We start from the raw sequence: 14408 nt of genomic DNA, 5'->3' as shown, positions 1-14408 counted from the left end.
ACCTTCGCCGTCCGTGCGGATGCCGGTCACCACTGTTTCGTTCCGGAGGGTGTGCGGACCGTGTGCGAAGCTGCCGAACTGTTATGGCCTGGTTCAACCAGGGTGAAACACTGGGCAGGCTTCGTAGGAAGGCCGGGGCAGGCCGCGCGTCTGCCGTGTACGACCGGCGGCAGCACCTGGCGCGCCGAGTACTAGGACGCGGCAGGCCGAGCAGAAGCGCAGAAGCATCATCAGAAGTATCAGCAAGCCGAGCACGCACAGCAGTATTGGTCGACCCTGCGGGAGGGACACAGTGGAGTCTGGCGCAGCGACGCGGGGCACTAAGACGCGCGCGAAAGGCGGACAGTCCCTGAGTAACCAGCGCAAACCGCGCACCGGCACCACGGCGGTGGATACGGCAGCCCTGAACCGGCTGCTGGCTGCCCTGGTGTCGATGCGGGACGGCAACTTCCGCAAACGGTTGACAGTCTCGGGCGACGGCGTGATGTCCGAGATTGCGGCGGTTTTCAATGAAGTGGCCGAGCGCAACCTGCATCTGACCGGTGAGCTGGCGCGGGTGCGGCGCATGGTCGGCCGTGAGGGAAAGCTCACGGAACGGCTGGAGTCGGGTGCCTGCGAGGGTTCGTGGGCGGCCGCGATCGACAACTCCAACGCGCTCGTCGACGACCTCGCGCGGCCCGTCTCCGAGGTCAGCCGGGTGCTGTCCGCGGTGGCCGAGGGCGACCTGTCGCCGCGGATGGAGCTGCGGGCGCAGGCGGCGGACGGGAACGGGCATCCGCTGCGCGGTGAGTTCCTGAAGGTCGGGCGCACGGTCAACAACCTGGTCGATCAGCTGTCGTCGTTCACCGACGAGGTCACCCGCGTGGCCAGCGAGGTGGGCACCGAGGGCAAGCTGGGCGGGCAGGCCCGGGTGCGCGGTATGTCCGGTTCGTGGAAGGATCTCACGGACTCCGTCAACACCATGGCGTACCGGCTGACCGCTCAGGTGCGTGACATCGCTCTCGTGACGACGGCGGTCGCGAAGGGTGATCTGTCCCGGAAGGTCACGGTTCACGTGGCCGGCGAGATGCTGGAGCTCAAGAACACCGTCAACACGATGGTGGACCAGCTGTCCTCGTTCTCCTCCGAGGTGACGCGAGTCGCACGTGAGGTGGGTACCGAGGGTGAGTTGGGCGGTCAGGCGCAGGTGCCCGGTGTGGCCGGCGTGTGGAAGGACCTCACCGATTCGGTGAACCTCATGGCCGGCAACCTGACGGCCCAGGTGCGCGGGATCGCGCAGGTGACGACCGCGGTCGCCAACGGTGACCTGTCGCAGAAGGTGACCGTGTCGGCGCGCGGGGAGGTCGCGCAGCTCGCCGAGACGATCAACCAGATGACTGAGACGCTGCGCACATTCGCGGACGAGGTCACCCGCGTGGCCAACGAGGTCGGCGGGGAGGGGCGGCTCGGCGGGCAGGCGAACGTGCCGGGTGCGGCGGGTACGTGGAAGGACCTCACCGATTCGGTGAACACGGTCTTCCGGAACCTGACCACTCAGGTGCGGGACATCGCCGCCGTGACGACGGCCGTGGCCAACGGTGACCTGTCGCAGAAGGTCACGGTCGACGTGGCCGGCGAGATGCTGGAGCTGAAGAACACCGTCAACACGATGGTCGACCAGCTGTCGTCGTTCGGCGCCGAGGTCACGCGCGTGGCGCGCGAGGTCGGCGTCGAGGGGGAGCTGGGCGGTCAGGCGCAGGTGCCGGGGGCGGCCGGTACGTGGAAGGACCTGACGGACTCCGTCAACACGGCGTTCCGGAACCTGACGGGCCAGGTGCGGAACATCGCCCAGGTGACGACGGCTGTCGCCAACGGTGACCTCTCGCAGAAGGTCACGGTCGACGTCTCCGGCGAGATGCTCCAGCTGAAGAACACCGTCAACACGATGGTCGACCAGCTGTCGTCCTTCGCCGACCAGGTGACGCGGATGGCCCGGGACGTGGGTACGGAGGGCCGCCTCGGCGGTCAGGCCCGGGTGGACGGCGTGTCCGGTACGTGGAAGGAACTCACCGACTCCGTCAATTTCATGGCGGGGAACCTGACCTCGCAGGTGCGGCAGATCGCCCAGGTCACGACGGCGGTGGCGCGGGGTGACCTGTCGCAGAAGATCGACGTGGACGCGCGCGGCGAGATCCTGGAGCTGAAGAACACCATCAACACGATGGTCGACCAGCTCTCCGCCTTCGCCGACCAGGTGACCCGGGTCGCCCGCGAGGTGGGCACGGAAGGCCGGCTCGGCGGTCAGGCGCAGGTGCCGGGCGTCGCCGGGGTGTGGCGCGACCTGACGGATTCCGTGAACGGCATGGCGGGCAACCTCACCGCCCAGGTGCGCAACATCGCGCAGGTCGCGACCGCGGTGGCGCGGGGTGACCTGTCGCAGAAGATCGACGTGGACGCGCGCGGCGAGATCCTGGAGCTGAAGAACACCCTCAACACGATGGTGGACCAGCTCTCGAACTTCGCCGAGCAGGTGACCCGGGTGGCCCGCGAGGTCGGCACGGAGGGCATGCTCGGCGGACAGGCCGAGGTGCAGGGTGTCTCCGGCACCTGGAAGGACCTCACCCAGTCCGTGAACTTCATGGCGAACAACCTGACCATTCAGGTGCGCAACATCGCCGAGGTCACGACCGCGGTCGCCAAGGGTGACCTGTCGAAGAAGATCACTGTCGACGCGAAGGGCGAGATCCTCGAACTCGTCACCACCGTCAACACGATGGTGGACCAGCTGTCGTCCTTCGCCGAGCAGGTGACCCGGGTGGCCCGCGAGGTGGGCACCGAGGGCATCCTCGGCGGTCAGGCGCACGTGCCCGGTGTCACGGGCATCTGGAAGGACCTCAGTAACAACGTCAACCTGATGGCCAACAACCTGACCATGCAGGTGCGCAACATCTCGCAGGTCGCCGCGGCCGTCGCCAACGGCGACCTGACCCGGACGGTGACGATCGAGGCGCGCGGCGAGGTCGCGCAGCTCGCCGACACCTTCAACACCATGGTGAAGACGCTGAGTTCGTTCGCCGACCAGGTCACCAAGGTGGCCCGCGAGGTGGGCACGGACGGCATCCTCGGCGGGCAGGCGCACGTCCCGGGGGTCGCCGGTACGTGGAAGGACCTCACCGAGTCCGTGAACGGCATGGCGTCCAACCTGACCGGCCAGGTGCGGAACATCGCGATGGTCACCACCGCCATCGCCAAGGGCGACCTGACCAAGAAGATCGACATCGATGCCCGCGGCGAGATCCTGGAGCTGAAGACCACCATCAACACGATGGTGGACCAGCTGTCGTCCTTCGCTGAAGAGGTCACCCGAGTCGCCCGCGAGGTGGGCACCGAGGGGCAGCTGGGCGGCCAGGCACGCGTGCGGGACGTCGACGGCACCTGGCGCGACCTCACCGAGTCGGTGAACGAGATGGCCGGGAACCTGACCCGGCAGGTGCGCGCCATCGCGCGCGTGGCGACCGCGGTGACCCGCGGCGACCTGAACCTGAAGATCGACGTGGACGCCTCGGGCGAGATCCAGGAACTTCAGGACTACATCAACAAGATGATCGCCAACCTGCGCGACACCACCATCGCCAACAAGGAACAGGACTGGCTCAAGGGCAATCTCGCCCGGATCTCCGCCCTGATGCAGGGGCGCCGCGACCTCGACGACGTGGCCTCGCTGATCATGAGCGAGCTGACGCCGGTCGTGTCCGCGCAGCACGGAGCGTTCTTCCTGGCCATGCCGCTGGTCGACGCCAGGGAGGGCGGCGCCGAGCAGGAGGACGCGTACGAGCTGCGGATGTGCGGGTCCTACGGCTACTCGATGGGCTCCATGCCGACGTCGTTCCGGCCCGGTGAGGCGCTCATCGGGACGGCCGCCCAGGAGAAGCGCACGATCCTCGTGGAGAACGCGCCGAGCGGGTACCTGAAGATCTCCTCGGGGCTCGGCGAGGCGCCGCCCGCACAGGTCATCGTGCTTCCGGTGCTCTTCGAGGGGAATGTGCTCGGCGTCATCGAGCTGGCGTCGTTCACACCGTTCACGCAGATCCAGAAGGACTTCCTGAACCAGATCGCCGAGATGATCGCGACGAGCGTCAACACCATCTCCGTCAACACCAAGACGGAGGTGCTGCTGAAGCAGTCGCAGGAGCTGACCGAGCAACTCCGGGAGCGGTCGGCCGAGTTGGAGAACCGGCAGAAGGCCCTCCAGGCGTCGAACGCCGAACTGGAGGAGAAGGCCGAGCTGCTGGCGCAGCAGAACCGCGACATCGAGGTCAAGAACACCGAGATCGAGGAGGCGCGGCAGGTTCTGGAGGAGCGTGCCGAGCAGCTCGCGGTCTCCATGCGCTACAAGAGCGAGTTCCTGGCGAACATGTCGCACGAGCTGCGTACGCCGCTCAACTCCCTGCTGATCCTCGCCAAGTTGCTGGCCGACAACGCGGACTCGAACCTCACCCCGAAGCAGGTCGAGTTCGCCGAGACCATCCATGGCGCGGGCTCCGACCTGCTTCAGCTCATCAACGACATCCTCGACCTGTCGAAGGTCGAGGCCGGCAAGATGGACGTGTCGCCGACGCGTATCGCGCTCGTCCAACTCGTTGACTACGTAGAGGCCACTTTCCGTCCGCTGACGGCGGAGAAGGGCCTCGACTTCTCCGTACGGGTCTCGCCGGAACTGCCCGCCACGCTGCACACCGACGAACAGCGGCTCCTTCAGGTGCTGCGCAACCTGCTGTCGAACGCGGTGAAGTTCACCGACTCCGGAGCGGTCGAACTGGTCATCCGGCCCGCGGGCGCGGACGTACCGGTGGCCATCCGGGAGCAGCTCCTGGAGGCAGGTTCGCTGCGGGACGCGGACGCCGGTCTGATCGCGTTCTCCGTCACCGACACCGGCATCGGCATCGCGGCCAGCAAGATGCGGGTGATCTTCGAAGCGTTCAAGCAGGCGGACGGGACGACGAGCCGCAAGTACGGCGGTACGGGTCTGGGGCTGTCCATCAGCCGGGAGATCGCGCGTCTGCTCGGCGGCGAGATCCACGCGGCGAGCGAGCCGGGACGCGGCTCGACGTTCACGCTGTATTTGCCGCTGCACCCCAGTGAACTGCCGCCGCAGGGTTACGCCCAGATGGCGCCCACGATGGAGGTCGGTGAGCTGCTGGCGTCCGAGCCGGAGCTGTCCGCGCCGGACATCGAGACGCCGGCCGAGGTGAAGTCGTACCGCGACACGCAGAACGGGCCCGCCGCGCTCTTCAGGCGCCGTCGCAGGGCGGTGACCGCGGCCGAGGAACGGACCGCGCTGCCGGGCAGGCCCGCCCAGGGGCAGGAGCAGTGGGTGGGCGCGGGGCAGCAGGAGCCGGCGCCGCAGCCGCGTCGGGGGATCCGGTTCGACGGCGAGAAGGTGCTGATCGTCGACGACGACATCCGGAACGTCTTCGCGCTCACGAGCGTTCTCGAGCAGCACGGTCTTTCGGTGCTGTACGCCGAGAACGGCCGCGAGGGCATCGAGGTCCTGGAGCAGCACGACGATGTGACGGTCGTCCTGATGGACATCATGATGCCCGAGATGGACGGATACGCCACGACCACCGCGATCCGGCGGATGCCGCAGTTCGCCGGACTGCCGATCATCGCGTTGACCGCCAAGGCCATGAAGGGCGACCGGGAGAAGGCCATCGAGTCGGGAGCGTCCGACTATGTGACCAAGCCGGTCGACCCCGATCATCTGCTCACCGTGATGGAACAGTGGATGCGTGCGGAGTGACGGGAACGCGAAACGTTCACACGGAGTTGCTGACTGAGTGTGTCGGACGCCGTGTAGGAGTGCGGGATTCGGGGAACCTTCTGGTCTCCCGCTACGTTTCTGCTACGTGCACAGTGACATCGCGGTGACAGGGTGTGGCGACAGGCGGGGTGCGGCTACCATGACCGGCACAAGGACGGGCGGCGCAAGGGAGTCGTCCCCTGGGGCGGCGCCCGGTGCTTCCCCAAGTCCTGCGGACAGGGGAGGCCCCATGCCGGGGCGAGGAGGGCGGGCCATGGTGCAGAAGGCCAAGATCCTCCTGGTCGATGACCGGCCGGAGAATCTGCTGGCGCTGGAGGCCATCCTCTCTGCGCTCGATCAGACACTGGTGCGGGCATCGTCCGGGGAAGAAGCACTCAAAGCACTGCTCACGGACGACTTCGCGGTCATTCTGCTGGACGTCCAGATGCCGGGCATGGACGGTTTCGAGACTGCCGCGCACATCAAGCGGCGAGAGCGGACCCGGGACATCCCGATCATCTTCCTCACCGCGATCAACCACGGGCCGCACCACACCTTCCGGGGGTACGCGGCGGGTGCGGTGGACTACATCTCCAAGCCGTTCGACCCGTGGGTGCTGCGCGCGAAGGTCTCGGTGTTCGTCGAGCTGTACATGAAGAACTGCCAACTGCGTGAGCAGGCGGCGCTGCTGCGGCTCCAGCTGGAGGGTGGTGGCGGCAAGGTCGCCGTCGGCGAGACCAAGGAGCCGGCGGGACTGCTCGCCGAACTCTCCGCACGGCTCGCGGCTGTTGAGGAACAGGCCGAGGCGCTGTCGAAGCAGCTCGACGACGACTCGGCGGATGCGGCCGCGGTGGCGACCGCCGCCCATCTCGAACGCAAACTCACGGGTCTGCGCAGGGCGCTGGACGCCCTGGAGCCGGGCACCGGGAGCGGAGCGCCCTCGCTGCCGTCGCCGAACTGATCGGGAGCGAGTGCGGCGACGGGCTTCGGCCCGCGCCGCTCTCATGAGTCCGCGTCAGTTTCGCGCCCCGGCAAGGGCGACACGAACGGGTGAAGCGGGAGGCACACGTGTCCCCTGCCGTCTCCACCGGTAACCTCACACTCATGGCCTCACGTCAGCCCGCAGCCAAGAAGCCGCCCGCGAAGAAGGCGGCCGTTCCGACGAAGGCTCCGGCGAAGAAGGCCCCCGCGAAAAAGGCAGCCGTCAGGAAGGCGCCCGCCAGGAAGGTCGCGGCGAAGAAGCCCGCTCCGAAGCCGGCGCCCAATCCCACCGGGGGCGTGTACAAGCTCGCACGCGCCCTGTGGCTGGGAGTCGCGCACGCCGTCGGAGCGATGTTCCGCGGCATAGGGCAGGGCGCCAAGGGGCTCGACCCGGCGCACCGCAAGGACGGGCTCGCGCTCCTGCTGCTCGGGCTCGCGCTGATCGTCGCCGCGGGTACCTGGTCGAATCTGCGCGGACCCGTCGGCGACCTGGTCGAGATGCTGGTCACCGGTGCCTTCGGCCGGCTCGACCTGCTCGTGCCGATACTGCTCGCGGTGATCGCCGTGCGCTTCATCCGGCACCCGGAGAAGCCCGAGGCCAACGGGCGCATCGTGATCGGCCTGTCCGCGCTCGTCATCGGCGTGCTGGGCCAGGTCCACATCGCGTGCGGGGCGCCCGCGCGCAGCGACGGCATGCAGGCGATAAGGGACGCCGGCGGCCTCATCGGCTGGAGCGCGGCCACTCCGCTGACGTACACGATGGGTGACGTACTCGCCGTCCCGCTGCTCGTCCTGCTCACCGTCTTCGGGCTGCTCGTCGTCACGGCGACCCCGGTCAACGCGATCCCGCAGCGGCTGCGGCTGCTCGGCGTGAGGCTCGGCGTCGTCCACGACGCGCAAGAGGGACTCGCCGAGGACGACGAGCGCTACGACGAGCAGTGGCGCGAGGCGCTGCCCCCGAACGCCCGGCGGCGCGGGCCCGCCCCCGCGGGCTACGACCCGGACGGGGACGAGCAGGAGGCACTCTCCAAGCGCCGCAGCCGCCCCAGGCGCTCCGCCGGGCAGCAGCCCGACCTGAACCGGCCCATGGATGCCGTGGACGTCGCCGCAGCCGCCGCTGCCGCCCTCGACGGCGCCGTCCTGCACGGCATGCCGCCCTCCCCGCTGGTCGCCGATCTGACGCAGGGCGTCACCGTGGAGCGTGACGGGTACGAGGAGACGACACCCGTACCGGCCGCACGCGCCAAGGCGGTGAAGCCGCCCAGGAAGGAGGCGTCGAAGGCGGGGGTCCCGGACCTCACCAAGGCGCCGCCGGCCGAGACGCGGGACCTGCCCGCGCGTGCCGAGCAGCTCCAGCTCTCGGGCGACATCACCTACTCCCTGCCGTCGCTCGACCTTCTGGAGCGCGGTGGCCCCGGCAAGACGCGCAGCGCCGCCAACGACGCCGTCGTCGCCTCCCTCTCGAACGTCTTCATGGAGTTCAAGGTCGACGCCGCCGTCACGGGTTTCACCCGCGGCCCGACGGTCACGCGCTACGAGGTCGAACTGGGCCCGGCCGTGAAGGTCGAGCGGATCACCGCGCTCACCAAGAACATCGCGTACGCCGTCGCCAGCCCCGACGTGCGGATCATCAGCCCGATCCCCGGCAAGTCCGCAGTCGGTATCGAGATCCCGAACACCGACCGCGAGATGGTCAACCTCGGTGACGTGCTGCGCCTCGCGGACGCCGCCGAGGACGACCACCCCATGCTGGTCGCGCTCGGCAAGGACGTCGAGGGGGGCTATGTGATGGCCAACCTCGCGAAGATGCCGCACCTGCTCGTCGCGGGTGCGACCGGCTCCGGTAAATCGTCCTGCATCAACTGTCTGATCACGTCCGTCATGGTCCGCGCGACCCCCGAGGACGTGCGGATGGTCCTCGTCGACCCCAAGCGCGTCGAGCTGACCGCGTACGAGGGCATCCCGCACCTGATCACGCCGATCATCACCAACCCCAAGCGGGCCGCCGAAGCGCTGCAGTGGGTCGTGCGTGAGATGGACCTGCGCTACGACGACCTGGCGGCGTTCGGGTACCGGCACATCGACGACTTCAACGAGGCCATCAGGAACGGCAAGGTGAAGCTGCCCGAGGGCAGTGAGCGCGAGCTGTCGCCGTACCCGTATCTGCTGGTCATCGTGGACGAGCTGGCCGACCTGATGATGGTCGCGCCGCGCGACGTCGAGGACGCCATCGTGCGCATCACGCAGCTCGCGCGCGCGGCCGGCATCCACCTGGTGCTCGCCACGCAGCGGCCGTCCGTCGACGTCGTCACCGGTCTGATCAAGGCGAACGTGCCCTCCCGGCTAGCCTTCGCCACCTCCTCGCTCGCCGACTCGCGTGTCATCCTCGACCAGCCCGGCGCCGAGAAGCTGATCGGCAAGGGCGACGGGCTCTTCCTGCCGATGGGCGCCAACAAGCCCACCCGTATGCAGGGCGCCTTCGTCACCGAGGACGAGGTCGAGGCCGTCGTCCAGCACTGCAAGGACCAGATGGCGCCCGTCTTCCGGGACGACGTCACCGTGGGCACCAAGCAGAAGAAGGAGATCGACGAGGACATCGGCGACGACCTCGACCTGCTGTGCCAGGCGGCCGAGCTGGTGGTCTCCACGCAGTTCGGGTCCACCTCGATGCTCCAGCGCAAGTTGCGCGTCGGGTTCGCCAAGGCGGGGCGCCTCATGGATCTCATGGAGTCCCGGAACATCGTCGGCCCGAGCGAGGGTTCCAAGGCACGTGACGTTCTGGTGAAGGCCGACGAGCTGGATGGCGTGCTCGCGGTGATTCGCGGGGAGGCTGCGCCGTAGGCATTCGGGCGATTCCGGACGCCGTACGGAATGGGCGCGTCGTGCGTGGGTATGCGAACGTGACCCACCCGTAAGGGATCTGTGAGCAACCGTTTCCCTTCGGCGTACGTCAAGTTGAGGGAGGGGCAGGAGCATGTCCCAGCATCAGGATGACCGGCCATTCTGATGGCGTACAAAGTCCTACCGCCCGGTTGCCCCACCCTTTCGTACCCCCCCTAGACTGAACTTCCAGCACAGGTGGCTACACGCTCGAAAGGCGCCCCCGTGTCCATCGGCAACTCCCCTGACGGCAACTCCCCTGAGGACGAGCGTCCGTTCGAAAGCGATCGTGAAGACGCCCGTGCGGCGGATCGCCCCTCGATCGGCCGTGCTCTGCAGCAGGCGCGCATCGCGGCCGGGCTGACCGTCGACGACGTCAGCAACGCCACGCGGGTCCGCATCGCCATCGTGCACGCGATCGAGCAGGACAACTTCGCCCCCTGTGGCGGTGACGTCTACGCGCGCGGTCACCTGCGCACCCTCGCGCGCGCGGTGCGCATCGATCCGGCGCCGCTGCTCGCCCAGTACGACGCCGATCACGGCGGGCGCCCCGCCCCGACCCCGGCCGCCCCGCTCTTCGAGGCCGAGCGCATCCGTCCGGAGCGGCGCGGGCCCAACTGGACCGCGGCCATGGTCGCGGCGATCGTCGCGGTGATCGGCTTCGTCGGGTTCACCGCCGTCAAGGGGAGCGGCGGCGGCGACGGCACGAAGACGCAGGTCGCCGAGGGCTCCACGCCGAGCACCAGCAAGCCCGCCTCGCCCACGCCCAAGAAGGCCAAGCCCGTCGACCCCAAGCCCGACGTCTCGGACAGCGCCATCGCGGCCGCGCCCCGCGACAAGGTGACCGTCCAGGTGAGCGCCGCCGACGGCCGCAGCTGGATCTCCGCCAAGGACCACAACGGCCGGCTGCTGTTCGACGGCACCCTGGAGAAGGGCGACTCCAAGACCTTCCAGGACAAGGAGAAGATCGAGCTCGTCCTCGGTGACGCGGGCGCGGTCCAGCTGTTCGTGAACGGCAAGCAGATCCAGGACGAGTTCCAGGCCGGCCAGGTGGAGCGCCTCACATACACCAAGGGCGACCCCCAGGCCGGATGACGGGCCCGAAGGGGCACAGCAGGCAATCAAGGGCGGGAGCACACGGGGTTGGCCAAGATCGGCCAACCCCGTCGACGTGGGCTGTCAGCGGGACGAAGTAGTCTTGAGCCCATGCCTGAACGCCGTACCGTCGCACTCGTCACCCTTGGCTGCGCCCGTAACGAGGTGGACTCGGAGGAGCTCGCAGGCCGCTTGGAGGCGGACGGCTGGCAACTCGTGGAGGACGCCGAGGACGCGGACGTCGCCGTCGTCAACACCTGTGGCTTCGTCGAGGCCGCCAAGAAGGACTCCGTCGACGCCCTCCTGGAAGCCAATGATCTCAAGGGACACGGCAGAACCCAGGCCGTCGTGGCGGTGGGCTGCATGGCCGAGCGGTACGGCAAGGAGCTGGCCGAGGCCCTCCCCGAGGCCGACGGCGTGCTCGGCTTCGACGACTACACGAACATCTCCGACCGCCTCCAGACCATCCTGAACGGCGGCATCCACGCCGCCCACACCCCGCGCGACCGCCGCAAGCTGCTGCCGATCAGCCCCGCGGAGCGGCAGAGCGCGGGCGCGGACGTGGCACTTCCGGGGCACGGTGCCCCCGAGGGCCTGCCGGAGGACCTGCCCGAGGGCCTGGCGCCCGAGTCCGGCCCCCGTGCACCCCTGCGCCGCCGCCTCGACGGTTCCCCGGTCGCCTCGGTGAAGCTCGCCTCCGGCTGCGACCGGCGCTGCTCCTTCTGCGCTATCCCCTCCTTCCGCGGCTCCTTCATCTCCCGGCGCCCCAGTGACGTGCTCGGTGAGACGCGCTGGCTGGCGGAGCAGGGCGTCAAGGAGGTCATGCTGGTCTCCGAGAACAACACCTCGTACGGCAAGGACCTGGGCGACATCCGCCTGCTGGAGACCCTGCTGCCCGAACTCGCCGAGGTGGACGGGATCGAGCGCGTCCGCGTCAGCTACCTCCAGCCCGCGGAGATGCGGCCAGGGCTCATCGACGTGCTGACCTCCACGCCGAAGATCGCGCCCTACTTCGACCTGTCCTTCCAGCACTCCGCGCCCGACGTGCTGCGCGCGATGCGCCGCTTCGGTGACACGGACCGCTTCCTGGAGCTGCTCGACACGATCCGCTCCAAGGCCCCGCAGGCCGGCGTGCGCTCCAACTTCATCGTGGGCTTCCCCGGCGAGACCGAGGCCGACCTCGCGGAGCTGGAGCGGTTCCTCACGGGCGCACGGCTGGACGCGATCGGCGTCTTCGGGTACTCCGACGAGGAGGGCACGGAGGCGGCGACGTACGGCCACAAGCTGGACGAGGACGTCGTCGCCGCGCGGCTTGCGCGGGTCTCCCGGCTGGCCGAGGAACTGGTCGCGCAGCGCGCGGAGGAGCGGGTCGGCGAGACCGTGCACGTCCTGGTCGAGTCCATCGACGACGAAGAGGGCGCCGTCGGCCGCGCCGAGCACCAGGCGCCCGAGACGGATGGCCAGGTGCTGTTCACGAGCGGCGAAGGTCTGACCGTCGGTCGTATGGTCGAGGCGAAGGTGGTCGGTACGGAAGGTGTCGACCTCGTGGCCGAGCCGCTCCCGGGGTCGCTCGTGTGTACTGAGGAGGCGGGCAGATGACCGGAGTCCCGGCATCCGCGGCGGGCGGTTCCGCCGGCGCACGGGGTGCGGCCTCCGCGGCGGGCGCCTCCGGGGCCAAGGGAGCCGCCGGCGTTCCGGGCGCGATGACCGCGAGGAACGCGGCGGGCGGCTCCTCCGGTGCGCAGAGCGTGGATGACGGCGCCGCCGGCACACAGGGCGCCCAGGGCGGAGCTTCCGCCGGTCATGAGAGCACGCGGCAGGTGCGGGGCGGAAAGCTGGGCGCCGCGGCCGTCAACCAGGCCAGCGTCTGGAACGTCGCGAACCTGCTGACCATGCTCCGCCTGGTCCTCGTACCGGGTTTCGTGGCACTCATGCTGGCCGACGGCGGCTATGACCCCGCCTGGCGCGCGTGGGCCTGGGCGGCCTTCGCCGTCGCCATGATCACCGACATCTTCGACGGCCATCTGGCGCGTACGTACAACCTGGTCACCGACTTCGGGAAGATCGCCGACCCCATCGCCGACAAGGCGATCATGGGTGCGGCACTGATCTGTCTGTCCTGGCTCGGCGATCTGCCGTGGTGGGTCACCGGGGTGATCCTCGGGCGTGAGCTCGGGATCACCCTGCTGCGTTTCGTCGTGATCCGGTACGGGGTCATCCCGGCGAGCCGCGGCGGCAAGCTGAAGACCTTGACCCAGGGCGTGGCCGTCGGGATGTACGTGCTGGCGCTGACGGGACCCCTGGCGACCCTGAGGTTCTGGGTGATGGGCGTGGCGATCGTCCTGACCGTGGTCACCGGGCTCGACTATGTGAGACAGGCCATTGTGCTGCGCAGGCAGGGAATCGCCGAGCGCAAAGCCGCGGCCGAGGAGGCGGAACGGTGAATTCCCTGGCCACTGAAGTGCTGCGACTACTCGGAGTGAGGGGCGAGACGCTCGCCGTCGCCGAGTCGCTGACCGGTGGCCTGGTGGCGGCGGAGATCACCGCGGCGCCCGGAGCCTCCAAGAGCTTCCGTGGCTCGGTGACCGCGTACGCCACCGATGTGAAGCGGGACATCCTCGGCGTCGACAGCACTCTGCTGGCCGAGCGCGGAGCGGTGGATCCGCAGGTCGCTGCCCAGATGGCGGTCGGCGTCCGCAAGGTCATGGGCGCGGACTGGGGGATTTCCACCACGGGTGTCGCGGGGCCGGAGGCACAGGACGGACAGCCGGTCGGCACGGTTTTCGTGGCCGTCGACGGGCCCTTCGCGGGCTCCGGGAGTTCCAGCGGTGGCGGGAAAGTGGCGTCCCTGCGGTTGAACGGCGACCGTGCGGAAATCCGTATGGAGAGTGTACGGAGCGTACTCGCACTGCTCCTGAAGGAGCTCGCGGGCGAACAGACCGGGAATGAGCGGGCACAGGATACGGAAGAGAACGGGGGGACTTGATGTTTACAGCCCTGAGTGAACACGACATCGCTCCCCGCACGGCCGCGGCGCAAGGCGGTACGGTGGGGCGTGAAGGATGCGGCTACGCGGTCCGAGGAGGGAGCCACCGATGATTCTGCTCCGTCGCCTGCTGGGTGACGTGCTGCGTCGGCAGCGCCAGCGCCAGGGCCGTACTCTGCGCGAAGTCTCCTCGTCCGCCCGAGTCTCACTCGGCTATCTCTCCGAGGTGGAGCGGGGGCAGAAGGAGGCATCCTCCGAGCTGCTCTCCGCGATCTGCGACGCGCTGGACGTACGGATGTCCGAGCTCATGCGGGAAGTGAGCGACGAGCTCGCCCTCGCCGAGCTGGCACAGTCGGCTGCGGCCACCGAACCGGTACCAACACCGGTACGTCGCCCGATGCTCAACTCCGTGTCCGTCGCCGGTGTGCCACCGGAACGGGTCACGATCAAGGCGCCCACAGAGGCAGTGGACGTGGTCGCCGCCTGACACTCACGGGCGCGCGCGAGAGAATTCGCGTGCTGAGTGCGCAGGACCCATGCAAGAACCTGCACGAGCCGACGAGCTCGTGCGAGAGCCCCGGCCGGGGCTTCTCCGGGAACCCCGGAGAGGCGTGGCCGGGGCTCTCGCGTTGCCGGACGGCCCCGTTTGCCGGGGCGGGGCGAGGCGGTCATGGTGGAAATACG

8 protein-coding genes are annotated in these 14408 nt (G+C 68.9%); all 8 read left to right on the top strand.

Features of this window, described 5'->3' with window-relative positions; all coding sequences use genetic code 11:
• Positions 1 to 292: 292 nt before the first annotated feature.
• The 8 genes from GTY58_RS13155 to GTY58_RS13120 all read left to right on the top strand — a co-directional run bounded on the left by GTY58_RS13155 (position 293) and on the right by GTY58_RS13120 (position 14211).
• The gene (locus GTY58_RS13155) at positions 293 to 5782 is read left to right on the top strand and encodes a HAMP domain-containing protein (RefSeq protein WP_010983949.1); all 5490 of its coding nucleotides are present in this window, start codon (positions 293 to 295) and stop codon (positions 5780 to 5782) included.
• Between the two features lie 274 nt (positions 5783 to 6056).
• Positions 6057 to 6743 (top strand): response regulator, encoded by a 687-nt coding sequence (locus GTY58_RS13150; protein ID WP_010983948.1) that lies wholly within the window; start codon positions 6057 to 6059, stop codon positions 6741 to 6743.
• A 143-nt stretch (positions 6744 to 6886) separates the two neighbouring features.
• The gene (locus tag GTY58_RS13145) at positions 6887 to 9604 is read left to right on the top strand and encodes a DNA translocase FtsK (protein WP_052082383.1); all 2718 of its coding nucleotides are present in this window, start codon (positions 6887 to 6889) and stop codon (positions 9602 to 9604) included.
• Positions 9605 to 9868: 264 nt separating this feature from the next.
• Complete coding sequence (locus GTY58_RS13140) at positions 9869 to 10738, top strand: helix-turn-helix domain-containing protein (RefSeq protein ID WP_037650093.1); 870 nt, start codon at positions 9869 to 9871, stop codon at positions 10736 to 10738.
• A gap of 111 nt (positions 10739 to 10849) precedes the next feature.
• Complete coding sequence (gene rimO, locus GTY58_RS13135; protein WP_010983945.1) at positions 10850 to 12337, top strand: 30S ribosomal protein S12 methylthiotransferase RimO; 1488 nt, start codon at positions 10850 to 10852, stop codon at positions 12335 to 12337.
• Positions 12334 to 13182, top strand: coding sequence for a CDP-diacylglycerol--glycerol-3-phosphate 3-phosphatidyltransferase (pgsA, locus tag GTY58_RS13130; protein WP_010983944.1), 849 nt, complete (start codon positions 12334 to 12336; stop codon positions 13180 to 13182). Before rimO ends, pgsA begins: the two co-directional genes overlap by 4 nt.
• Positions 13179 to 13724, top strand: a complete 546-nt coding sequence (locus tag GTY58_RS13125) for a CinA family protein (RefSeq protein ID WP_010983943.1) — start codon at positions 13179 to 13181, stop codon at positions 13722 to 13724. Before pgsA ends, GTY58_RS13125 begins: the two co-directional genes overlap by 4 nt.
• Before the next feature lie 109 nt (positions 13725 to 13833).
• Positions 13834 to 14211, top strand: coding sequence for a helix-turn-helix transcriptional regulator (locus GTY58_RS13120; RefSeq protein ID WP_010983942.1), 378 nt, complete (start codon positions 13834 to 13836; stop codon positions 14209 to 14211).
• Positions 14212 to 14408 lie beyond the last annotated feature (197 nt).

The sequence above is a fragment of the Streptomyces sp. SID5469 genome (assembly GCF_009862865.1).
Lineage (GTDB): Bacteria > Actinomycetota > Actinomycetes > Streptomycetales > Streptomycetaceae > Streptomyces > Streptomyces avermitilis.
Note: the sequence above shows the minus strand (reverse complement) of the source record. Positions and strands in the feature narration are given on the sequence as shown.

Excerpts from the sequence above, each read along its gene's own strand:
- rimO (WP_010983945.1), top strand. The coding sequence starts at position 10,850 with ATGCCTGAACGCCGTACCGTCGCACTCGTCACCCTTGGCTGCGCCCGT.
- GTY58_RS13145 (WP_052082383.1), top strand. The coding sequence starts at position 6,887 with ATGGCCTCACGTCAGCCCGCAGCCAAGAAGCCGCCCGCGAAGAAGGCG.
- GTY58_RS13120 (WP_010983942.1), top strand. The coding sequence starts at position 13,834 with ATGATTCTGCTCCGTCGCCTGCTGGGTGACGTGCTGCGTCGGCAGCGC.
- pgsA (WP_010983944.1), top strand. The coding sequence starts at position 12,334 with ATGACCGGAGTCCCGGCATCCGCGGCGGGCGGTTCCGCCGGCGCACGG.
- GTY58_RS13150 (WP_010983948.1), top strand. The coding sequence starts at position 6,057 with ATGGTGCAGAAGGCCAAGATCCTCCTGGTCGATGACCGGCCGGAGAAT.